Below are 22,625 nucleotides of genomic sequence, written 5' to 3'. Positions count from 1 at the left end.
GGAGAGGACACCGCTCGCGGTTCAGCCGCCGGCCCGGCCCGCCCCGACGCCGGCCAGCCGGTGCGGTCCGCCGCCGGCCCGCGCGGACATGCCGTGCAGGCGGCCCGCGACCGTCGCCGCGACCTGACGGAAGGCGCGGACGGCGGCACGGCGGTCGTGCCCTCGGGCCGCCGCGACGAAGGGCACCGTGGCGATCTCGGACAGTTCCACGAAGCGCAGCTCGCGGCTGCGACCGCGCGGCCTCGGCGGGCCGGACAGCGCGGGACACACCGCCATGTCGGCGCCGGGCCGCGCCCGCCTCATAGGATGGGCGCTCTCGACGGGAGGAGCGACGGCATGACGCGGGTACGACGCGACGGCGGCGCGCGCGGCGCGGCCCCGCGCCGCGCGCCGGGGTGACGCGGTGACGCCCCGCGGGTGGGCCGTGCTCACCCTCGCCGGGCTCGTCGTCGCGCTGGTCGTCGCCGCTGCCCTGCTGGTGCCCTGGCACCGGCCGCCAGCCCCGCGCGCCGACCAGCTCGCCGCGCTGCGGGACCTCCCCGTCGAGCAGGTCGCCCGGGGCCGGGCCTTCCGGGCCGCGCTGCGCCCCGGCGGCTGGGCGGCGCTGGCGGTCGGCCTGCTGGTGGCCCTGGCCCTCGGCCTCAGCCCGCTGGGCGGTCGCTTGGTGGAGCTGGTCGCCCGGCCCTTCGGCGGCCACTGGGTCGCCCAGGCGGTCCTCGGCGGGCTCGCCGTGCTGTTCGTCGCCGACCTGCTCACCGTGCCCTTCTCCGCCTGGCGGCACGCGATCCTCACCCGGTACGGGCTCGCCACCAACGGCTGGGGCGGCTGGACGGTCGACCTGCTCAAGTCGTACGCGGTCACCGCCGTCATCGGCGCGCTCGCGCTGCTCGGCTTCTACACCGTCACCCGGATCGCCCCGCGCTGGTGGTGGGCGTTCGGGGCGGCCGGCGCGGCCCTCCTGGTGGTGCTGCTGTCGTTCGTGGTGCCGGTGCTGGTGGAGCCGGTGTTCAACCGGTTCACCCCGATGGAGCAGGGCCCGCTGCGCACCGAGCTGACGAGCATGGCGGCCCGCGACGGGGTGCCCGTACGCGACGTGCTGGTCGCCGACGCGTCCCGGCGTACCCGGGCGGTCAACGCGTACGTCTCGGGGCTCGGCCCGACCCGCCGGGTCGTCGTGTACGACACGATGCTGCGCGAGGCGACCCCGGCCGAGGTGACCAGCGTGGTGGCGCACGAGCTGGGCCACGCGAAGGACCGCGACGTGTGGACCGGCACCCTGACCGGGGCGCTGGGCGCGGCCCTGGCGGTGGTCGCGCTCTACCTGCTCGGCTCCGCGGGCCCGCTGCTGCGCCTGGCCGGCGTCGACTCGATCGCCGAGCCCAGGGCGCTCCCGCTGCTCCTCGCGCTGGTCACGGTGGCCGGGCTGGTGTCCGCGCCGGCTCAGGCGCTCGTCTCCCGCCGCATCGAGGCCCGGGCCGACGCGCACGCCCTGGCCCTCACCCGCGATCCGGCCACCTTCGAGGCGATGCAGCGCCGTTTGGCCGGGATCAACCTGGCCGACCCCGACCCGCCCCGCTGGGAATATCTCTACTCGGCGTCGCACCCGTCCACGGTGGAACGGATCGCCGCCGCCCGTGCCTACGCCAGGGAGGCCGGCAGATGAGCCGCACGCTGCTGATCACGAACGACTTCCCGCCCCGCCCCGGCGGCATCCAGTCGTTCGTGCACAACCTCGCCGTACGCCAGCCCGCGGGCTCCGTCGTCGTGTACGCGTCGAGCTGGCGGGGGGCGGACAAGTTCGACGCCGACCAGCCGTTCGAGGTGGTGCGGGAGCGCACCCGGGTGCTGCTGCCGACCCCGCTGGTCGCCCGGCGGGCCGCCCGGCTGGCCCGCAGGTACGACTGCGACTCCGTCTGGTTCGGGGCGGCCGCCCCGCTCGGGCTGCTCGCCGCCGGGCTGCGCCGGCGCGCCGGCATCCGCCGGGTGGTGGCCCTGACCCACGGGCACGAGGTGGGCTGGGCGGCGCTGCCCGGCGCCCGGACGGCGCTGCGCCGGATCGGCCGGGGCGCGGACGTGGTCACGTACCTCGGCGAGTACACCCGGGTGCGGCTGGAGCGGGCGCTGCACGGGGTGACCGAGCTGCACCGGCTGGCCCCGGGCGTGGACGTCGACACGTACCACCCGGACGTGGACGGGGAGCCGGTCCGCGTCCGGCTCGGGCTGGCCGACCGGCCGGTGGTGGTGTGCGTCTCGCGGCTGGTGCCCCGTAAGGGCCAGGACATGCTGATCCGGGCGATGCCGGAGATCCGCCGCCGGGTGCCGGACGCGGCGCTGCTGGTCGTCGGCGGGGGGCCGTACCGGGGCACCCTGGAGAAGCTGGCCCGGCAGGCCGGCGTGGAGCGGGACGTCGTCTTCACCGGCTCGGTGCCGGCCGTCGAGCTGCCCGCCCACTACGCGGCCGGCGACGTGTACGCCATGCCCTGCCGCACCCGCAACCGGGGCCTGGACGTCGAGGGGCTCGGCATCGTCTACCTGGAGGCGTCCGCGACGGGCCTGCCGGTGGTGGCCGGGGACTCCGGCGGCGCCCCGGACGCCGTCCGCGAGGGGGAGACCGGGTACGTCGTCTCCGGCCGGGACGTGGCCCAGCTCGCCGACCGGGTGGCCACCCTGCTCGCCGACCGGGACCTGGCCCGCCAGCTCGGGGCGGCCGGCCGGGCGTGGGTGGAGCGGGAGTGGCGCTGGGAGGCCCAGGCGGCCCGGCTGGCGGCCCTGCTCGCGGGTTGAGGCCCGGGTTGATCGACGCCATGTCGCCGACATGGCGGTGTCCAACGCGCCGGAACCCCGCCATGTCGGCGATATGGCGCTCGTGGGCCGTCAGCCGAGGCGCTCCAGGATGCGGGCGGCCGGCGCGGGCCGGCCGAAGTGCCAGCCCTGGGCGACGTCGCAGCCGATGGCCCGCAGCCGCTCGGCCTGCCCGGCCGTCTCCACCCCCTCGGCGGTGACCCGCAGGTCCAGCGCGTGCGCCAGCGACACCAGCGAGGCGAGGATCCGCTCGTCGGTGCGGCTGGCCGGGTCGTCGGCCGGCGCCCGCAGCCCGGCCACGAACTCCCCGGCCACCTTCAGCTCGGTAACCGGCAGGTCCCGCAGGTACGCCAGGTTGCAGTAGCCGGTGCCGAAGTCGTCGATGGCGATCCGCACACCGAGGTCGGCCAGCACCCGCAGGGCCCGGACGGGCTCCTCGTCGGCGCTCATCATCGTGCTCTCGGTGATCTCCAGCTGGAGCCGCCCGGGCGGCAGGCCGGTGCGCTCCAGCACGCCGCGCACCTCCTGCACGAGCCCCGGCCGGTGCACCTGCCGCACCGCCAGGTTCACGCTGACGAACGGCGCGGCCGACCCCGCGGACGCCCAGGTCTGCGCCTCCCGGCACGCCTCGGCGAGCACCCACCCGCCGAGCGGCACGATCAGCCCCGTCTCCTCGGCCAGCCCGATGAAGCTGTCCGGGCGCAGCTCGCCCAGCTCCGGGTGCCGCCAGCGGACGAGCGCCTCCGCCCCGAGCACGCTGCCGTCGCACAGCGAGGTCAGCGGCTGGTAGTCCAGGTAGAACTCGCCGCGTTCCAGCGCGGCCGGGATGGCCGAGGAGAGCGCGTACCGGGCCAGCTCGCGGCGGTTGCGCTCGGCGTCGTACAGCGACCAGCGGGCACCGCCGTCGGCCTTGGCCCAGTGCAGCGTGGCGTCGGCGGCCCGCATCAGGTCGACCGGGGTGGTGGCGGCGACCGGGCACTCCGCGATGCCGATGCTCGCGGATACGCACAGCTCGTGCCCGTCGATCAGGGCCGGCTCGTTCAGCGCCGCCAGCGCCGCCTCGGCCACCTTGACCACGTCGTCGGTGCACGCGGTGCGCTCGACCAGGATGACGAACTCGTCGCCGCCGAGACGGGCGACCAGGTGCTCCCCGAGGGCCCGGCGCAGCCGGTCGGCGACCGAGACCAGCAGCAGGTCGCCGACCTGGTGACCGAGGGTGTCGTTGACGACCTTGAACCGGTCCAGGTCGAGGAAGCACAGGCCCACCCGGCCCGCGCCCCGGCTCGGGGCGTCGAGCGCGGCGCGGAGCCGCTCGGTGAACAGCGTCCGGTTGGGCAGGTCGGTCAGCGGGTCGTGGGTGGCCTGGTGGCGGAAGCGGGCCTCGCTGTCGCGCAGCGCCCGCTCGGCCTGCGCCTGGGCCGTCATCGTGGCCCGGCGGATCGCGTCCTGCTCGTCGAGCGTGCGGTCGCGCAGGGCCCGGGCATAGCCCGTGGCCACGGTGGCCAGCAGCCGGGCCAGCCGGTCCTGGACGTCCTCGCCGACCAGCCCGAGGTCGCGCAGCAGCCGGAGCTGGATCACCTCGACCGTGCGGCCCAGCCCCTCGGCCGAGGCGATGTGCGCCGCGACCAGTTCCGCCCCGACCTGGTGCCCCGTGCGCAGGTCCAACGGCTCGGCCTGCAGCGCCTCGGCCAGCCGGTCGGTGAGCCGTTGCAGCAACGCCTCCAGCTGGACCTGGGTCATCGGCAGGTAACTGGTGCCGGAGACCGCCTTCGCCCAGGCGCGGGCGAAGGCGCCCGGGCTGGCCGGGCCGGTCGGGTCGTCGGGCGGCTCACCCACCGAGCCGCCCGACGCCGCCCATGAAGACCGCCCGCTCGGCGTCCTCGGCGCTCTCCGGTGTCTCGGGACGCCACTGCGGCACCCACACCACGCCGGGGTCGACCAGCTCGAAGCCGTCGAAGAGCGACGCCAGCTCCGCCCGGCTGCGGATCGACAGCGGGTTGTCGGTGCGCCGGTAGACCTCCTCGGCGTCGGCGCGTTCCCCGGTGTGGCGCCGGCCCTCGTCGCTGGCCTGGGACAGCACCAGGTGGCTGCCCGGGGCGAGCGCCGTGCGCAGCGTCCGCAGGAGCTCCTCGGGCCGGTCGGAGTCCGGCACGAAGTGCAGCACCGCCACGATCATCACGGCGACCGGCTGGGAGAAGTCCAGCAGACGGGTCACCTCGGGGTGGGCCAGGATCCGGTCGGGGTGGCGCAGGTCCTCCTGGACCACCGTGGCGCGGTCGTTGCCGCTGAGGATCTCCCGGCTGTGCGCCACCGCCACCGGGTCGACGTCGACGTAGACCACCCGGGACTCCGGATCGATCCGCTGGGCGATCTCGTGGACGTTGCCGATGGTGGGAATGCCGGAGCCGATGTCGAGGAACTGCCGGATGCCGGCCTCGGCGAGGAAGTGCACCGCCCGGCGCAGGAACGCCCGGTTGGCCTGGGCCATCAGCGGCGCCTCGGGCACCGCGTCGACCATCGCGCGCGCCGCCGCCCGATCGGCGGCGAAGTTGTGCGAGCCGCCGAGGTAGTAGTCGTACATGCGGGCCACGCTCGGGCGTTCGATGTCGATGCTGTCGGGTGCCCAGTCCGGCCGTTGCATGCCCCACCCCTTTGTCAACGACGCGGGCGGCGCCGCCCGCGCGGGTCACCCGGACATTCTGCCCGCCCCCTGCCCGGGTGACCAAGTGCGCGTCGGCGCCGCCGCCGCGGCCCGCGCGGCGGCGACCCGGGCCGTGGCCAGGGCGGACGCTGCCGCGCGAGCCGGCGGTGAGGTCCCGTCGACCGGACCGGGCGGGCCCCCGCCCGGCGGCTGGAACGAGCCGTCCGCTCCCTCGACGCCGGCGGGGGCCGTCAGAACTTCGGGGCGTCCGGGGCCTCGAGCAGCCCCAGCCGCAGCGCCGTCATCAGCGCCTGCGCCCGGTTGGCCGCGCCCAGCTTCTCGTAGAGCTTCGAGATGTGGGTCTTGGCCGTGGACTCGCTGACGAACAGCTGCTTGGCGATGCCGGCCACGCTCATCCCGTCGGCGAGCAGCCGCAGCACCTGCCCCTCCCGAGGGGACAGCTGCGGGCCGGACGGGGCCAGCCGCCGCTTCATCGCCTCGGCCAGGTCGGCCGCGGTGAAGGCGCTGGGCGAGGAGGCGGCGTGCCGGGCGGCGGCCACCACCTCGTCGGCGGGCGCCGTCTTCGGCACGAACGCGCTCGCCCCCGCCTCCAGGGCCCCGAACAGCTGGTCGTCGCCGGCGTACATGGTGAGCACGACGATGCCCATCGATGCGCTGGACTTGCGCAGCGCCCGGGTGGCCTCGAGGCCGCTGCCGTCGGGCAGGCGCAGATCCATGATCACCACATCCGGCTGGAGGGCGCCGGCCTGGCGTACGCCCTCGGCGGCGGTCGCGGCCTCACCGACGACCTCGAACTGCCGGTCCCGCTCGAAGGCGTGCCGCAGCCCCTTGCGGATCAGATCATGGTCGTCGACAAGGAGGACCTTGGTGCGGGTGGCCGGTGTCGGACTTGTGGTCATCCTCGGGTTACTCCCCTTCTGCTGCTGCGACGCTGCCGCGCACCCTATCGCGCCGGGGCGACGAGCCGAGAACCACCGCCACCGTCGTCCCGGTGGGCTGTCGCGGCCTGACCTCCAACCGGCCCCGGATACGTTCCGCCCTCTCGGCCATGATCGCAAGACCGTAGCGCCCGTCCGGGCGCTGGTCGGGGATACCGTGACCGTCATCCGACACTTCGATCTGCGCGTACGGCGGATCCACCTCACAGGTCACCCACAGATTCGACGCGCCGGCGTGCTTGCGGGCGTTGGTGACGGCCTCCTGCGCGATGCGCAGCAGCTCCGCCTCCGTGGCGGCGGGCAGCCGGGCCGTGGACTCGTCCAGCGACAGGTGCACCCGCAGGCCGCCGGACGCGCCGACGGTGCGGGCGTACTCGGCGATCGCGGCGGCCAGCCCGCCGTGCCGGTCCACCTCGCTGCGCAGCTCGAACAGGCTCAGCCGCAGCTCGGTGATCACCCGCGTCACCTCCTGGCGCAGGGTGCGCAGCGACTCGGCGGTCTCCTCGGCGTCGTCGTGGACGGTGGCCAGCGCGTTGTCGATGCCGTACCCGACCATCACCAGCTCCTGGGCGACCCCGTCGTGGATCTCCCGGGCCAGCCGCTGTCGCTCCTCGTTCGTGGCCAGCGAGCGCACCTCGTCGAAGAGCAGCGCGGCCTCCAGCCGCAGCGCGGCGGGGCGGGTCAGCGCCGTCACCCGGGACATCACCGGCGGCGGGTACGCGTGCGCGGCGTCCGCCTCCAGCACCACCAGGCCGACCGTGCGGACCCCGGCGACCAGCGGCACGATCAGCGCCGAGACGTCCCCGCCGGAGTGTGAGCGGGCCTGCGAGCGGGCCGCCGTCTGCGGCTGCTGGCTGGCCCAGGCGTCGGCGATCGCCGAGTCCGCGTCGAGCGTGGTCTCCCAGTCCACCCGGTCCACGCCCACCTGGGCGAGCACCACCAGCCGGCCGCCGCCGCTGGCGGAGAGCACCGCCGCCCGGTCGGCCCGGGCCACCGCGCGCAGCTCCTCCAGCAGGTGCTCCGAGATCCCCCCGGGGTCCAGGGTGGCGCCGGGCAGCTGCCGGGCGACGGTACGCAGCTGGGTCAGCAGCCGGGTCGCCTCCGCGTACGGCTGCGGCTTGCCCTCGCCGCGGACCCGCATCACCCGGTGCAGGGTGCCGGCGGTGTAGAGCCCGAGGCCGGCCATGATCAGCCACTGGGCGCAGACCGTGAGGTACCCGGGCTGGCCGAGCTGCCGGCCGCCGTCGACCTCGGTCAGCGCGGCGCTGAGCAGCAGGGTGGCGGCGGTGACGGCGAGCAGCGCGCCGCCCTCGCGGAACCGACGGCGCAGCGCCGTCACGGTCACCGGGACGGCGAGGTACGGCAGCACGGCCGAGGCGCCGGCGCCGAGCGCGTCGACCGAGCCGCCGAGGGTGGACACGGCGGCGACCTGGCTCGCGGCGAGCCCCAGCACCACGACCTCGGCGCAGCGGCTGAGCGGGCCGAGTACCCGGTGCTGGGGGGCGAGCACGGCGGGCAGCCCGGCGAGGCCCAGCAGGGCGATCCACCAGAGCTGGCCGGCGTCGCGGGTGACGAACAGGGTCAGGACGGCGACCAGCGCGAGCAGGACCACCCGCGCAGCGGCGGCGAGGGGCTGCGTGGGGGGCCGGACGGGTGTCGAGGAGTCGGGCACGTGACGGATGGTAGTCAGCGCCGGTAGATGTCGGCGATCTCCGCCGCGTACGACTCGTGCACCACCTGGCGCTTGACCTTCAGCGACGGGGTCAGCTCGCCGGTGGCCTCGGTGAAGTCGTGCGGCAGGATCCGGAACACCTTGATCGCCTCGGCCCGGGAGACCGACTGGTTGGCCTGGTCGATCGCGTGCTGCACCTCGGCGCGCAGCTGTTCGTCGTCGCGCAGCCGTTCGACGGGGGTGTCCTCGGGGCGGCCGTGCGCGGCCAGCCACTTCGGCAGCGCCTCCTCGTCGACGGTGACCAGCGCGGCGACGAACGGCTGCCGGTCGCCGACGACCACGCACTGGCTGACCAGCGGGTGTGCCCGGACCTGGTCCTCCAGCACCGCCGGGGCGACGTTCTTGCCGCCGGCGGTCACGATGATCTCCTTCTTCCGGCCGGTGATGCTGAGGTAGCCGTCGGTGTCGAGCCGCCCCAGGTCGCCGGTGCGGAACCAGCCGTCCGGGGTGAGCGCCTCGGCGGTCGCCTCCTCGTTGCGCCAGTACCCCTGGAAGACCAGGTCGCCGGAGATCAGGATCTCCCCGTCGTCGGCGATCCGGATGGTCACGCCGGGCAGGGGGCGGCCGACCGTGCCGATCCGGGTGGCGCCGGGCAGGTTCGCCGCGGCGGCCGGGGCGGTCTCGGTCAGCCCGTACCCCTCCAGGACGTTCACCCCGACGCCGCGGAAGAAGTGGCCGAGCCGGGCCCCCAGCGGGGCGCCGCCGGAGATGGCGTCCCGGCACCGGCCGCCGAGGGCGGCCCGCAGCTTGCGGTAGACCAGCTTGTCGAACACCGCGTGCCGCGCGCGCAGCGCCAGGCCGGGGCCGTTCGGCCGCTCCAGCGCCTCGCTGTACGCGATGGCCACCCGCTCGGCCCGGTCGAAGATCCGGCCCCTGCCGTCCGCCTCGGCCTTCTGCCGGGCCCCGTTGTAGACCTTCTCGAACACGCGGGGGACCGACAGCACGAAGGTCGGCTTGAACTCCTGCAGCTCGGCGACCAGGTTCCTGGTGTCGGCGCAGTGGGCCATCGTGGCGCGGGCCTGCACCACGCCGATCTGGATGAGCCGGGCGAAGGCGTGCGCGAGGGGAAGGAAGAGCAGGGTCGCCGCGCCCGCGTTGAACAGGTTCGGCAGGACGGGCACCGCGTTGGCGATGTCGGCGTACATGTTGCGGTGGGTCAGTACGCAGCCCTTGGGGCGGCCGGTGGTGCCGCTGGTGTAGATGATCGTGGCGACGTCGCCGGACCCGACGGCCTTGCGGCGCAGCTCGATCTCTGCCGGGTCGACCGGCGCGCCCGCGGCGACCAGCTCGTCGACCGCGCCCCGGTCGATCTGCCAGACGCGGGCCAGCGCGGGGAGCCGCTCGCGGACCCCGGCGACCAGGGCGGCGTGTTGGTCGGTCTCCACCACGACGGCCACCGCGCCGGAGTCTTCGAGGACCCAGGCGGCCTGGTCGGCGCTGGAGGTCTCGTAGATCGGCACCGTCACCCCGCCGGCGGCCCAGATGGCGTAGTCGACCAGGGTCCACTCGTACCGGGTGCGGCTCATCAGGGCGACCCGGTCGCCGGGGGAGACGCCGGCCGCGACCAGGCCCCGGGCGACGGCGACCACCTCGTCGCGGAACTGTCGGCAGGTCACGTCGACCCAGGCCCGGTCCGGCTGCCCGACCGACCGGCCGGGGCGGACGAACTGGACGGCGTCCGGCGCGGCATCGGCATTGTCCCAGACCGGATCGGTGAGGTTGGCCGCGTTCCCGACGGTGACGATCGGCGGAACGGAGAACTCGCGCACCTGCACTCCTCGTGCTCGCACTGACCGGGCGGGCCGGGGCCCGAACGGGTGGGCTCTGTCGAAACCTACCCGCCCGCCAGGGTGGGGGCGGTATGGAGGCCGGCCCGGCGCGTGACGGGGGTGGACCGGGGCGACGGCCCCCGCCGCCGGGTAGCCTCCCCCCATGGCGGACTCCTCCACCCAGTCGATCGTCGTCGGGGCGTCACCGGACCGGGTGGCGGCGGTGATCTGTGACTTCGCGCGATACCCGGAGTGGGCCGACGCGGTGCGGCGGGCCGAGGTGGTCGAGGAGTACGAGGACGGCTACGCCAGCCAGGTCAGGTTCACCCTCGACGCCGGGGTGATGGCCGACGAGTACGTGCTCGCCTACGGGTACGCCGAGGACCTGACCCGCATCGAGTGGCACCTGGTGGCCCCGTCGCGGATGCAGCGCTCCCAGCGCGGCTCGTACGACCTGGTCGGCAATCCGGACGGCACGACCACGGTGACGTACACCCTGGAGGTGGAGCTGTCCGTGGCCATGCTCGGCATGTTCCGCCGCAAGGCCGAAAAAATGATCATGGACGCGGCGTTGAAGCAGCTCAAGCGCCGGGTAGAAGAAGACGGTGCGGCGCGGTGACGCGGCCGGCGACGCCCCGGTCACGGTAGAGGAGCCGACCATGGGGGGTACGGATCCGGGCTCGGCCCGGGAGGAGGCGGAGCGGCTGATCGCCACGGTGCTCGCGGCGGTCCGGCTGGCCGGCGCGACCGCGGGCACCCGTTCCGGGGCGAGCCCGTGGGGTCCGCTTGGCGGGATGGTCTCGAGTGTCCTCGGTCACAGCGCCGACGGTTCGCGCCGCGACGGCGGGCCGGGCGGCGCCGCCGGGTCCGGCGGGTTCGCCACCGGCGCGGCCGAGTGCTGCGTCTGCCCGGTCTGTCGGGGTATCGCCGCCCTGCGCGACCCGAGTCCGGAATTCGCCGAACGGCTCGCGACCGGGGCGGGGGACCTGGCGGCCGGCATCGCCAGCCTGCTGCGCGCGTTCGCCTCCGCCGGGGAGCCGGCGTCGCACCCGGCGGAGCCCGCCGCCCCGACGGCCACCCGGCCGGACGGCGGGAGCACCGCGGACGACCAGGTGTGGCGCGAGGCCACCCGCACCGGGCATGATTCTCAGCCGGCACCGGAGCGGGACGTCTGGTCCGCCGCGACCCGACAGGAGGGCGCGGCCGTTCCGGCTGCCGTCGTGTCGCCCGCCGACGACGCCGGGCCGGACGTGCCGGGAGACCCCCGGCCGCCGGCCGGCCGACCCGCGGTGCCCGCCTCCCGGGCACCCGGCGACGTCGACGGGGACCCACCAGGCGACGGGGCCTGACCACCGGACATCCCGACCCACCCGCGGCGGTTCGCCGCGACGGTGCCGGGGCAGCACAGCAGAGGGGAGTGGCAGCGGTGACGCTGACCATCGGAGTCGACGTCGGTGGCACGAAGGTGGCCGGTGGTGTCGTCGACGACACCGGCACGGTTCTCGCGCAGACCCGCCGGGACACCCCCGCCGACGACGTGGCCAAGACCCGGGACGTCATCATCGACGTGGTCACCGAGCTGGCGACGGGCCGGCAGGTCGAGGCGGTCGGCATCGGCGCCGCGGGCTGGATCGACGCCAGCCGCTCCACCGTCCTCTTCGCCCCCAACCTCGCCTGGCGCGACGAGCCGCTGCGCGCGTACGTCGGCAACGCCACCGGGCTGCCCGTGATCGTGGAGAACGACGGCAACGTCGCCGCCTGGGCCGAGTTCCGCTACGGCGCCGCCCGCGACGCCGACGACTCGATGGTCATGTTCACCATCGGCACCGGCGTCGGCGGCGGGATCGTGCTGGGCGGCGAGCTGGTCCGCGGCGCGCACGGCATCGCCGCCGAACTGGGCCACATGCTCACCGTCCCCGACGGCCACCTGTGCGGCTGCGGCCGGCTCGGCTGCATCGAGCAGTACGCCAGCGGCAGCGCCCTGGTCCGTTTCGCCCGCGCCGCCGCCCGGCAGGAGCCGCACCGGGCCACCCTCCTGTTGGAGTTGGCCGGCGGCGTGGCCGAGGCGATCACCGGCCCGATGGTGACGGCCGCCGCCCAGCGCGGCGACACCGTCTCCGCCGAGGCGTTCGCCCAGGTCGGGCGCTGGCTCGGCACGAGCCTCGCCGACATGGCGCAGATCCTCGACCCGCAGGTGCTGGTCGTCGGCGGCGGCGTCGTCGATGCCGGCGACCTGCTGCTCGGCCCGACCCGGCAGTCCTTCGCCGAGGCGCTGGCCCAGCGCCGCCGGCTGCCCGTGGCCGAGGTGCGCCCCGCCGAGCTGGGCAACACCGCCGGCGTGATCGGCGCCGCCGACCTGGCCCGCCGGATCTGAGGCGGGCGGGGTGACCGAGGCCGAAGGCGCGCCGCTGCGCGTCCTGTCCTACAACATCCACAGCCGGCGCGACGACACGGCCGCGCTGGCGGCGGTGGTCCGCGAGGCCGCTCCCGACGTGGTGATCGTCCAGGAGGCCCCCCGGCGGTTCCGGTGGCGGCAGAAGTCCGCCACGCTGGCCGCGTCGTTCGGCCTGGTGGTCGCCGCCGGCGGGCTGCCCGCGCTGGGCAACCTGCTGCTGACCAGCCTGCGGGTGCGGGTGCTGGCCACCCGGTGCCAGCGGTACCCGCTCACCCCAGGGCGGCACATGCGCGGCGCCGCGTACGCCGAGTGCCGCGTCGGCGGCGCCCGGTTCCTGCTGGCCGGCTCGCACCTGTCCACCGACCCGGCGGAGCGCCCCGGGCAGGCCGCTGCGTTCAAGCGGGAGCTGGCCGCGGCCGACCTGCCCGTGGTGGTCGGCGCCGACCTCAACGAGGGGCCGGGCGGCGCGGCCTGGCGCACGGTGGCCGACGGGCTGACCGACGCGGCGGCGGCGGGTTGCGCCGACCGGCACACGTACCCGTGCGTGAGCCCGCGCGCCCGCATCGACGGCCTGTTCGTCGACCCGCGGATCACCGTGGTCGCCTTCGACGTGGTGGACACCCCGCTGACCCGCCGCGCCAGCGACCACTTCCCCCTGCTGGCCGACCTCCGGCTGCCGGTCGCCGGCTGACCCTCCGGCGGGGCCGGACGCGGCAGCCGCCGGGACCGGACGGACCACGGGCTGCGCGGCAGCCGCCTGGACTGGACGGACCACGGGCTGCGCGGCAGCCGCCTGGACTGGACGGACCACGGGCTGCGCGGCAGCCGCCTGGACTGGACGAACCACGGGCTGCGCAGCAGCCGCCTGGACTGGACAAAGCGGTCGGGTTGCCGGAAGGATTTCGCGCACGAACCGGCGGATTCCGCTCACGACCCGGCGCCCGTGCCGCACGAAGGAGATAATCCGGTGTCCCCCTCGACCGACCCCGGCCACCCGCAGCCGGAAGCGACGACGCTCCTGACCCGGGATGGCCGCCCGGTCTCCGACCGGGGTGACACGGTGTGCGTCATCGGGGCGGGGGCCAGCGGCCTGACCGCCGCGAAGAACCTCAAGGAGCACGGCTTCGGCGTCGACTGCTACGAGCGGGAGACCGGCGTCGGCGGCGCGTGGAACTGGCGGCACGACCGCAGCCCGGTGTACGCCAGCACCCACCTGATCTCGTCGCGGCCGTTCACGCAGTTCCCCGACTTCCCGATGCCCGACGACTGGCCGGACTACCCGCACCACAGCCAGCTGCTGTCCTACTTCGAGCGCTACGCCGACCACTTCGACCTGCGTCAGCACATCTGGTTCGGCACGGAGGTCGTCCGGGTGGAGCCGGTGGCCGGCGACCGGTGGGACGTGACGACCCGCAGCACCGGCGGGTACGGCCCGGAGCGCACCTCCCGGTACGCCGCCGTGGTCGTCGCCAACGGCCACAACTGGTCGCCGAAGCTGCCGAGGTACGAGGGGCTGGAGGAGTTCCGTGGCGAGGTGATGCACGCCTCGTCGTACAAGGACCCGGCGCAGCTGCGCGGCAAGCGGGTGCTCGTGGTGGGCGCCGGCAACACCGGCTGCGACATCGCGGTCGAGGCGGCCCAGCAGGCTTCCCACTGCTGGCACTCCACCCGCCGCGGCTACTGGTACGCCCCGAAGTACGTCTTCGGCCGCCCCGCCGACCGGGTCAACGACCGGCTGATCGCGCTGCGGGTGCCGCTGCGCGTCCGGCAGTGGCTCTACCACTGGACGCTGCGGCTGACCGTCGGCGACCTGACCCGGTTCGGCCTGCCGAAGCCCGACCACCGGGTTTACGAGACCCACCCGATCGTCAACAGTCAGCTGGTCTACTACGTCGGCCACGGCGAGATCACGCCCGTGCCGGACGTGGCCCGGTTCCACGCCAAGGCCGTGGAGCTGACCGACGGCCGGGAGGTCGACCCGGAGCTGGTCGTCTTCGCCACCGGCTACCTGCCGCGCTTCGAGTTCCTCGATCCGGCGCTGCTCGGCGACGCCGACGGCTCCGGGCGGCCCCGGCTGTGGCTCAACGCCTTCGCTTCCGGGCAGCCGACCCTCGCCGTCGTCGGCCTGGTGCAGCCGGACTCCGGCGTGTTCACCCTGTCGCACTGGCAGGCCGTGCTCTTCGCCCGGCTCCTTCGGCAGCGCGTCACCCGGCCGGAGCGGGCGGCCGCGTTCGCGAAGCGGGTCGCGGCGGGCGCCGGCGAGCGGTACTCCGGCAGGGTCAAGGACAGCAGCCGGCACTGGTTCGAGGTCGGCCACGCCGACTACCTGCGCGCGGTCCAGCGCGCCCTGCACCAGTTGGAGGGCAAGTAATGTCCCAGGCCCAGCTGCCGCGGATCATGCGTGGCCGGGAGTGGGCGCGCCCGGTCCGCCCGGCCCGCCGGGAGGTGCTCAGCGCGGCGCCCGCCGTCGAGGAGGGCCGCCCACCGCTGCTGTTCGTGCCCGGCTTCGGCCACGGCGCCTGGACGTTCGCCGAGCACTGGCTGGAGCACACCGCGGGGCGCGGGTTCCCGGCGTACGCGCTGAGCCTGCGCGGGCACGGCGGCAGCGGACCGGCGCCGGAGGCGACGCTGCGGGCGTACGCCCACGACGTGACGCAGGTGGCGGCGGGCCTGCCGCGCCAGGCGGTGCTGGTGGGGCACGGCGCCGGGGCCCTGGTGGTCCGGCACGCGCTGGCCCGGTACCCGGCCCGGGCGGCGGTGCTGGTCGCGCCGGTGCTCGGCGACTGGGCGACGCTGGCCACCGCGCTGCGCCGCAATCCCGTCGGCACCCTGCCGGCCGTGGTCGGTGGGCGGCTGCGGCTGAGCCACCGGCAGCTGTTCAGCCGGGATCTGCCCGAGGCCGACGCCCGCCGGTACGCCTCCCGGCTGGGCCGGGCCGGCCGGCGGGCGCAGTGGCAGCTGCTCACCCACCGTGCCCCCGAGCCGGCGGTGGGCGATCCGCCGGTGCTCGTGCTGGGCAGCCCCGACGACCGGGTGGTCCCGCCGGCCGCGCTGACCCGGGCGGCCCGGCGGCACGGCGGCGCCCCGCTGCTCTTTCCCGGCATGGGGCACGACCTGATGCTGGACGCCCGCTGGCGGGAGCCGATCGACGCGATCCTCGACTGGCTGGAGAAGGACCAGGCGTCGGCCTGAGCAGCCGCCGCCTCAGCCACCCGAGGTCGGCGACATCGGGGCATCCGCGCAACCCGGATGCCGCGATGTCGCCGACATGGCGGGCCGGTCGGGCCGGCCGGGTCAGCCGGCCGTCGTGAGGCGGGTGAGCAGCGAGTCGCCGTCGTCGAGGGCGCTGAGGTAGGAGCGGGCCCAGGCGCGGATGTCGTTGTCGCGCAGGTGCGCGCGCATCGCCCGCATCCGGCGCATGGCGTCGGTCGGGTCGGCCCGCAGCGCCGCGAGCAGCCCCTGCTTGAGCCCCTCCAGGTCGTGCGGGTTGACCTGGTACGCCTGCGGCAGCTCGGCCGCCGCGCCGGCGAACTCGCTGAGCAGCAGCGCCCCGGTGTCGTCCACCCGGGCCGCCACGTACTCCTTGGCGACCAGGTTCATCCCGTCCCGCAGCGGGGTCACCGCCATCACGTCGGCGATCCGGTAGAGCGCGGCCAGTTCGGCCCGGTCGAACGGCTGGGTGAGGTAGTGGATGGCCGGCTCGCCGACCCGGCCGAACTCGCCGTTGATCCGGCCGACCTGGTGTTCCACCCGGTCCCGCAGGATCTGGTACTGGCCGACCCGCTCCCGGCTGGGCACCGCCACCTGCACCAGCACCGTGTGGGGCACCTTGACGTGCCCGCCGGCCAGCAGCTCGCGGTACGCCTTGAGCCGCTGCTCGATGCCCTTGGTGTAGTCCATGCGGTCGACGCTGAGGATCACGCGGTCGGGGTCGCCGAGGTCCTGGCGCAGCCGCCGGGCCCGGGCCGCCACGTCGGGACGGGCCGCCAGTGCCGCCATCTCGGCCGTGTCGATCGAGACCGGGAACGCCCCGACCCGGACCGCCCGGTCGCCCACGTCGATCCGCCGGTCGGTCGCCGGCAGCTCCAGCACCTTCGCCACGAGCTGGGCGAAGTTGTGCGCGGCCTGGGCGCGCTGGAAGCCGATCAGGTCGGCGCCGAGCATGCCGCGCAGCAGCTCGGCCCGGCGGGGGAGCTGCATGAACAGCTCGGGCGGCGGGAACGGCACGTGCAGGAAGAAGCCGATCCGCAGGTCGGGGCGCAGGTCGCGGAGCAGGCCGGGGACCAGTTGCAGGTGGTAGTCCTGCACCCAGACCACCGCCCCGGGCTCGGTCACCTCGGCGGTGGCCTCGGCGAACCGCCGGTTGACCCGCTGGTAGGCCTCCCACCAGCGGCGGTGGTGCTCCGGCTGCTCGACGGCGTCGTGGTACAGCGGCCACAGGGTCGCGTTGGCGAACCCCTCGTAGTGGTCGCGCAGGTCCTCGGGGCTCAGCGGCACGGTGTGCATTCGTACGCCGTCGATGTCGGGCAGGCGCGGGGCCGGCCCGGTTCCACCGGCCCAGCCGACCCAGGCCGCCGGGGTGTGCCGCAGGAGGGGGTGCAGGGCGCTCCCCAGCCCGCCGGGGCTGCGTCGCCACTCGCAGGCGCCGTCGGGCGCCGCACTGTCGTCGATGGGTAGGCGGTTGGCCACCACGACGAGGGAACTCTGTCGCATCTCGGGCATTCCGATCAGCAGAGACCGACCGCCACGAGCAGGGAAAAACCGGGCAGTCAGCGGGGTGAGTGACATACAGCGGTATTCCTACTGACAGTAAGTTACACTGTTGCATCCGTCCCGCGGGCGCGGGGGTGCCCCCGGAGCATCGGGCGGCGCGGGTCGGGCGTGCTGCTCAGACCCGCGCGCCGTCGTCCGGGTCGTAGTCGTCGGAGTCGCCCGGCCGCAGCCGCCAGATCAGCGTCACGAAGCCGGCGAGGATGCCGGTGAAGCCGAACAGGGTGACCACGGACGAGTCCACCGGCAGCAGCGAGGGCTTCAGGAAGAGCACGAAGCCGACGACGATGGCCAGCACGCCGACGACGGCGTACTTGGAGATCCGGGGCAGCGGGGGAGGCGGCGGCGGGGTGTACCCCTCGTCCGGGTCGTCGGGCAGGTCGGCGCCGAACGTGTCCAGCCCGTCCAACAGCGACGGCTCGTCCTGCCGGCCCCGGCTCAGGGAGACGCCCGAGACGTCGGTCGCCCAGGGCAGCCGGCGTACGTCCGTGGCCGTGGCGCCCTCGTCCGCGCCGGCCCGGCCGGTGGAGCCCGGGCTCGGCTCGCCCGGCTCGACCGGGTCGTCGTCGACGTCCTCCGCGGCGGGCCACGGGGTGGCCCCCGGGGCGGGGGCGGAGTGGAAGGCGGCCACGATCCGCGCCCACTCGGCGTCCACGTCCGGCTCGTTCCGGGCCTGCTCGGTGGGGGTCTCCTCGGCCAGTTGGCTGAGGTAGTCGCGGGCCGTGGTCAGGTGGGAGCGGTCCACGTAGAGCCGGTCCACGGGCCGGGCCGGGACGGTGGTGGTGCGGGTGACCGGGTTCAGGTCGGCCGAGGGCTGGAGGTAGGCGGCGATGCCGCCGGCGGCCAGCACGTCCAGCAGGTGCTCGCCGACCCGGGGATCGACGTCACCGGCGACGGCGTACTCGCTCGCGTCGAGCCCGTTGTCCCGCCGTCCCCGGCGGGCCCCACCCGCTGACACCGGACAACCTCCTCATCGCACCCGCGGGGTGCGTTGCTCGCGTCCCGTACGCCGTGCCCTGAATCGTGACACGTCCGGGCCCGGTTCCGGGAGTGCGTTGTGGCGTGCCGCTCCCGGTTCGTAGGCTCACACCTCGACAGTCCCCGCTCGCCGAGGGCACCCGCGCGGGCCGCCGGGCGCTCGCCCGTGGCCCCGGCCCCGGCCGCGGTGGCGTCGCCGCCACCTCTCGGGAAGGACGCCGGTGCTGTACTGGCTGATGAAGTACATCATCCGCGGCCCGCTGCTGAGACTGATCTTCCGTCCACAGGTCGAGGGGCTGCACCACGTCCCGGACACCGGGCCGGTCATCCTGGCCAGCAACCACCTCTCCTTCTCCGACTCGATCTTCACCCCGCTGGTCGTCAAGCGAAAAGTCACTTTCATCGCCAAAGCCGAATACTTCACCGGTAAGGGGATCAAGGGTTGGCTGACGAAGATGTTCTTCGTCGGCTCCGGCACCATCCCGGTCGACCGCTCCGGAGGGCAGGCCGCCCAGGCGGCGCTGGACACCCAGCTGCGGGTGCTGCGGACCGGCGGCATCGCCGGCATCTACCCCGAGGGCACCCGCTCGCCGGACGGCCGGCTGTACCGGGGCAAGACCGGGGTGGCCAGGCTGGCGCTGGAGAGCGGCGCCCCGGTCGTCCCGGTGGTGATGCTCAACCTCGACGAGATCCAGCCGCCCGGCAAGCTGATCCCCAAGGTCAAGCGGGTGCGCATCCGCTTCGGCGCGCCGCTGGGCTTCTCCAGGTACGCGGGGCTGGCCGGCGACCGGTTCGTCGAGCGCGCGGCCACCGACGAGATCATGTACGAGCTGATGGAGCTGTCCGGGCGCGAGTACGTCGAGGTCTACGCCCAGAAGGTCAAGAACGCGTCCCCCGCCGAGCCGCCCCCGCGCCAGCCCCTGACCGTCTGACGGGCCCGGCCCGTGGCCGTCGGGACGGGCCGCTCAACCCGCCCCGGCGAGCCGCAGCAGCCCCGGCGCGTCGTTGCGGGCCGCGAACTCGCGTACCTCGGCCAGCACCTCGGCCGCGGCCCGCGGGTCCACCTCGCGCAGCGCCGGCGCCGTGAGCGCGGTGGCGATCATGTGGTCGGTGGCGTCACCCATCCGCCGGTAGCGCCGGGCCGCCGACCGGAGCAGCTCCGCGGCGGTCGCGGCGTCGCCCGCCGCCCGGGCCAGCGCCGCCTCCGCCGCCTGCCCGGCCGCCCGCGCCCAGGGCGTCGTCCGGGGCGAGTGGGCCAGCAGGTCGCGGACCAGCCGGGCCGCGTCGCCGCCCAGCACCACGGCGACGTGCCCGACCGCCGGAACCCACTCGGCGAACGGGATCATCCTGGTCTTGCGCCAGTCGTCGTCCAGCTCGCCCAGCAGTTCCAGCGCCTCCTCGGCGCGCCCCTGCACCGCCCGGCAGAACGCGGCGTGGGCCAGGGTCGAGCGCAGCACCCGGTGGAAGCCGGACCGCCGGGCCGCCACGACCGCCCGCGCCACCTGGTCGGCCCCGGCCTCCTGCTCCGGCGCGCCGGACTGGGGCGCGGCCGGCGGGCGGCCCGCCACGGCCAGCTCCGCCGCCTCGCCCGTGGCGGGCTCCGGCTCCTCGCGCAGCGCCCGCATCCAGCCCGACGCCGCCACGAGGTGCAGGTCCCACTCGGCGGTCGGCCGCCGGATCCACTCGGCGACCAGCGCCGACGCCGATCCCCAGTCCCCGGCGTAGTACGACCGGGCCCACGGGTCCTCGAAGCTCGTGGCCAGGCTGTGCTCCCCGCCGTTGTCCAGCGAGCGCTGTTCGTCCACCAGCCGGGCCGAGCCGGCCAGGTCGCCCTCCTCCTGCAACGCCCAGGCCAGGTTCTGCACCGCCCGCCGGCGGCTGGTCAGCCGCTCCACCCGGCAGTGCTCGGTGACCTCCGCCAGCTCGGCGTACGCCTCGCTCACGCCGCACAGGTAGCGGGCGACGGCGAGGGTGATCCGGGCGTTCGCGCTGACCTCGCGCAGCTGGAGCCGCGCGGCCAGGGCGGCGGCCGCCCGGGCCGCCGCGCAGGCCGGATCGGTCTCGGCGTTCAGCATGTGCACCCGGGCCAGCTCCAGCAGGGCCCCCGCCTTCTCCTCCGTGTCGGGCAGGTCGGCGTAGATGCCGATGGCCCGGTCCAGGCAGCGCAGCGTCTCGGCGCGGTCCGCCCGGCTCCAGGCGGCCGTGGCCAGCAGCGTCCACGCCCGGGCCGCGCCCGTCCGCTCCCCGGCCGCGGCCAGCCGGTCGGCCAGCCGGGTCAGCGTGTCCGTCCCGCCGTCGACCAGGAAGCCGTCGCCATCGCGGTAGAACGCCACCTCGGCGGCGAACAGCTCCAGCGTCGGGTCGGGCTCGCCGGCCAGGGCCAGCGCCCGACCCACCAGCGTGGCGGCGGTGTCCAGCGCGTGCAGCTCGTACGCCCGCCGGGCGGCGCGGTGCAGGGCGGCGCGGGCCGCCGGGGCGTACGGGGCGGTGTCCAGGCCGACGGTCCGGGCGATCTCGTGCGCCGCCCAGCGGTGGTTGGCCAGCATCTCCACGAGGTCGTGCTGCCGGCCGTCGGTGACCTGCTCCAGCCAGTCCGCGGTGCGCTGGTGGCGCAGCACCCGCTCGGCCCGGGGGAGCCGCTGGTAGCAGACGTCCCGCACCAGGATGTGCCGGAACCGGTACTCCGGCTGGCCGGGCAGGGTCGAGCTCGTCTGCTCGTACACCAGGTCCCGGCGCTGCAGCCGGTCCAGCGCCCGCTCGACCCACTCCACCGGCCGGCTCAGCGCGGTGGCCACCGGCCCCGCCCAGAACTGCACGCCGACCACGGCGGCGGCCTGGAGCACGGCCCGGTCGGACGGGTCGAGCAGGTCGAGCCGGTTGGCGATGACCGCCTGCACCGTCCGGGGCATGCCGGGCGCGCCCGCCGGGTCGGGGCGCCCGGCCGACCCGGGCGCGTCCAGCAGCATCCGGGCGTACTCCTGGGCGTAGAGCGGGTTGCCGTCGGCGAACTCGATCAGCGGCGCCCGGGACGCCGGCGGCAGGGCCGCCTGCCCGAGCAGCAGCGAGTACAGGGTGCCGATGTCGTCGTCGTGCATCGGCGGCACGGAGATCGACATGGCTCCGCTGATCGTCCCGGTCCACGCCGGGTGCCGCTCCCTCAGCTCCGGCCGGGCGGTCGCCACCACCAGCAGGGGCACCCCCCGCGCTGCCGCGCCCAGCTGCTCGACGAAGGTGAGCATCGCCTGGTCGGCCCAGTGCATGTCCTCGAACACCAGCACCGTCGGCCCGGCCGTGGCGAGGCCGAGCAGGAACCGCCGCCAGGCCGCCTCGGTCTCGCCCGGGGTGAGCCGCTCGCCCGGCAGGCCGATCAGCGGGCCCAGCGAGTCGGCCAGCCGTACGGCGTGCGGGTCGGCGAGCGCCGCCAGGCGCTGCCGCAGCCGCCCGCGGAACGCCGCCGGGTCGTCCACGTCCGGCACGCCGACCCAGGCCCGGACGATGTCGGCGAGCGCGGCGTACGTCACGTTCTCGCCGAACGGCGGGCACTGCCCGACCAGCCAGGTCACCGGCGGGCCGGGCAGGCTGGCGGCGTGCCGGGCCAGCTCGCGCAGCAGCCGGCTCTTGCCCACGCCGGCCGGGCCGAAGACGGTGACCAGCTGCGAGGTGCCCTCGTTGACCGTCCGGTGCAGGGCGCTGACCAGCAGGCCGCGCTCGTGTTCCCGGTCCACCATCGGGGTCAGCTCGGCCGTGCTCAGGTCCCGCTGCGGCAGGGCGCGGACGGCCAGCCAGATCCGGCTGACGGTGGAGCGGCCCCGCAGGGTGACCGGCGGCCGGTCGGCGTACTCCATGTCGTGCCGGGTGGCGGCCCAGGTGCTCTCGTCGACCACCACCCCGCCGGGCGGCGCCAGGGACTGTAACCGGGAGGCGGTGTTCACCACGTCGCCCGTGACGAAGCCCTGCCCGCCGTCGCGTGCGGCGGAGAGGTCCACCAGCGCCTCGCCGGTGGCGATGCCGACCCGGAACTGGAGCGGCGGGTGCGGGCCGGCGGGCTGGCGGGCCAGGTTCCGCTGCAGCTCCAGCCCGGCCCGGACGCAGCGCAGCGCGTCGTTGTCGGTGGCCACCGGCGCCCCGAACAGCGCCATCACCGCGTCGCCGATGTACTTCTCGACCACCCCGCCGTACTGGTGCACCAGCCGCCGTACCGTCGCGAAGTAGCCCTGCTGGAGGCCGCGCGCCTGCTCGGGGTCGGCCCGCTCGGCGTACGTCGTGAAGTCGACGATGTCGACGAACAGCACGCTGACCTGCCGGCGGTCCTCCTGCACCACGATGGGACGGTCGCGCAGCGGATGGCCGCAACTGGTGCAGAAGTTGGCCTCGGCGCCGTTGGGGTGCCCGCAGTGCGCGCAGCTGCGGGTCAGCGCCTGCCCGCAGCCGCCGCAGAAGCGGTCGTCCGGACCGGCTTCGCGTGAGCAGTGTCCACACTTGAGGTCGATGGTCGGCTCCGTAGCGCGAGGTCAACCGAGTATCGCGCCGCCGCCGTTGAGTCGGCTACCCGATAACCGGGCGGTCGGTGCGGCTGTTC

General features: G+C 75.4%; 18 protein-coding genes. 9 read left to right on the top strand and 9 right to left on the bottom strand.

Annotated elements, in window-relative coordinates; genetic code table 11:
* Window positions 1-21: 21 nt before the first annotated feature.
* Complete coding sequence (locus JD77_RS03410; RefSeq protein ID WP_145772997.1) at window positions 22-303, bottom strand: hypothetical protein; 282 nt, start codon at window positions 301-303, stop codon at window positions 22-24.
* A gap of 100 nt (window positions 304-403) precedes the next feature.
* Between JD77_RS03410 and JD77_RS03405 the strand changes: the two genes are divergently transcribed.
* Together JD77_RS03405 and JD77_RS03400 are read left to right on the top strand one after the other, a co-directional pair.
* Window positions 404-1,663, top strand: coding sequence for a M48 family metalloprotease (locus JD77_RS03405; RefSeq protein ID WP_145772996.1), 1,260 nt, complete (start codon window positions 404-406; stop codon window positions 1,661-1,663).
* The gene (locus JD77_RS03400) at window positions 1,660-2,784 is read left to right on the top strand and encodes a glycosyltransferase family 4 protein (RefSeq protein ID WP_145772995.1); all 1,125 of its coding nucleotides are present in this window, start codon (window positions 1,660-1,662) and stop codon (window positions 2,782-2,784) included. Before JD77_RS03405 ends, JD77_RS03400 begins: the two co-directional genes overlap by 4 nt.
* A gap of 90 nt (window positions 2,785-2,874) precedes the next feature.
* Here JD77_RS03400 and JD77_RS03395 read toward each other — a convergent pair whose 3' ends face one another.
* The 5 genes from JD77_RS03395 to JD77_RS03375 form a co-directional block, all read right to left on the bottom strand.
* Window positions 2,875-4,542: a putative bifunctional diguanylate cyclase/phosphodiesterase gene (locus JD77_RS03395; protein WP_145777403.1), complete on the bottom strand. Its 1,668-nt coding sequence runs from the start codon at window positions 4,540-4,542 to the stop codon at window positions 2,875-2,877.
* A gap of 88 nt (window positions 4,543-4,630) precedes the next feature.
* Window positions 4,631-5,443, bottom strand: coding sequence for an SAM-dependent methyltransferase (locus JD77_RS03390; protein WP_145772994.1), 813 nt, complete (start codon window positions 5,441-5,443; stop codon window positions 4,631-4,633).
* 251 nt (window positions 5,444-5,694) lie between these two features.
* Window positions 5,695-6,363: a response regulator transcription factor gene (locus JD77_RS03385; protein WP_007072219.1), complete on the bottom strand. Its 669-nt coding sequence runs from the start codon at window positions 6,361-6,363 to the stop codon at window positions 5,695-5,697.
* A 7-nt stretch (window positions 6,364-6,370) separates the two neighbouring features.
* Window positions 6,371-8,014, bottom strand: coding sequence for a sensor histidine kinase (locus JD77_RS03380; protein WP_145777402.1), 1,644 nt, complete (start codon window positions 8,012-8,014; stop codon window positions 6,371-6,373).
* Window positions 8,015-8,088: 74 nt separating this feature from the next.
* Window positions 8,089-9,903, bottom strand: coding sequence for an AMP-dependent synthetase/ligase (locus JD77_RS03375; protein WP_145772993.1), 1,815 nt, complete (start codon window positions 9,901-9,903; stop codon window positions 8,089-8,091).
* Between the two features lie 163 nt (window positions 9,904-10,066).
* On the opposite strand from JD77_RS03375, the gene JD77_RS03370 reads away from it, so the two are divergent.
* The 6 genes from JD77_RS03370 (at window position 10,067) to JD77_RS03340 (ending at window position 15,490) form a co-directional block, all read left to right on the top strand.
* The gene (locus JD77_RS03370) at window positions 10,067-10,522 is read left to right on the top strand and encodes an SRPBCC family protein (protein ID WP_145772992.1); all 456 of its coding nucleotides are present in this window, start codon (window positions 10,067-10,069) and stop codon (window positions 10,520-10,522) included.
* Between the two features lie 40 nt (window positions 10,523-10,562).
* A complete protein-coding gene (locus JD77_RS03365; protein WP_145772991.1) occupies window positions 10,563-11,252 on the top strand; it encodes a hypothetical protein in 690 nt (229 codons plus the stop codon).
* Window positions 11,253-11,329: 77 nt separating this feature from the next.
* Window positions 11,330-12,277, top strand: a complete 948-nt coding sequence (locus tag JD77_RS03360) for an ROK family glucokinase (protein WP_145772990.1) — start codon at window positions 11,330-11,332, stop codon at window positions 12,275-12,277.
* A 10-nt stretch (window positions 12,278-12,287) separates the two neighbouring features.
* Entirely contained in the window at window positions 12,288-12,989 is a 702-nt protein-coding gene (locus JD77_RS03355; RefSeq protein WP_145772989.1) for an endonuclease/exonuclease/phosphatase family protein, read from the top strand.
* Between the two features lie 276 nt (window positions 12,990-13,265).
* Window positions 13,266-14,669 (top strand): flavin-containing monooxygenase, encoded by a 1,404-nt coding sequence (locus JD77_RS03345; protein ID WP_145772987.1) that lies wholly within the window; start codon window positions 13,266-13,268, stop codon window positions 14,667-14,669.
* Window positions 14,669-15,490, top strand: coding sequence for an alpha/beta hydrolase (locus JD77_RS03340; protein WP_145772986.1), 822 nt, complete (start codon window positions 14,669-14,671; stop codon window positions 15,488-15,490). The genes JD77_RS03345 and JD77_RS03340 overlap by 1 nt, the downstream gene beginning before the upstream one ends.
* Window positions 15,491-15,592: 102 nt before the next feature.
* Here the strand turns inward: JD77_RS03340 and JD77_RS03335 are convergent, their stop codons facing one another.
* On the bottom strand, window positions 15,593-17,011 hold the full coding sequence (locus tag JD77_RS03335) for an alpha,alpha-trehalose-phosphate synthase (UDP-forming) (protein ID WP_145772985.1): 1,419 nt from the start codon (window positions 17,009-17,011) through the stop codon (window positions 15,593-15,595).
* Window positions 17,012-17,186: 175 nt separating this feature from the next.
* Window positions 17,187-18,026 (bottom strand): DUF308 domain-containing protein, encoded by an 840-nt coding sequence (locus tag JD77_RS03330; RefSeq protein ID WP_145772984.1) that lies wholly within the window; start codon window positions 18,024-18,026, stop codon window positions 17,187-17,189.
* 241 nt (window positions 18,027-18,267) lie between these two features.
* On the opposite strand from JD77_RS03330, the gene JD77_RS03325 reads away from it, so the two are divergent.
* Window positions 18,268-18,978 (top strand): lysophospholipid acyltransferase family protein, encoded by a 711-nt coding sequence (locus tag JD77_RS03325; protein ID WP_145772983.1) that lies wholly within the window; start codon window positions 18,268-18,270, stop codon window positions 18,976-18,978.
* Between the two features lie 33 nt (window positions 18,979-19,011).
* Here the strand turns inward: JD77_RS03325 and JD77_RS03320 are convergent, their stop codons facing one another.
* A complete protein-coding gene (locus JD77_RS03320; protein ID WP_145772982.1) occupies window positions 19,012-22,536 on the bottom strand; it encodes an ATP-binding protein in 3,525 nt (1,174 codons plus the stop codon).
* Window positions 22,537-22,625 lie beyond the last annotated feature (89 nt).

Origin of the sequence: Micromonospora olivasterospora, from assembly GCF_007830265.1 — a bacterium.
Taxonomy (GTDB): domain Bacteria; phylum Actinomycetota; class Actinomycetes; order Mycobacteriales; family Micromonosporaceae; genus Micromonospora; species Micromonospora olivasterospora.
This window is presented reverse-complemented; position numbering and strand designations above follow the sequence as displayed.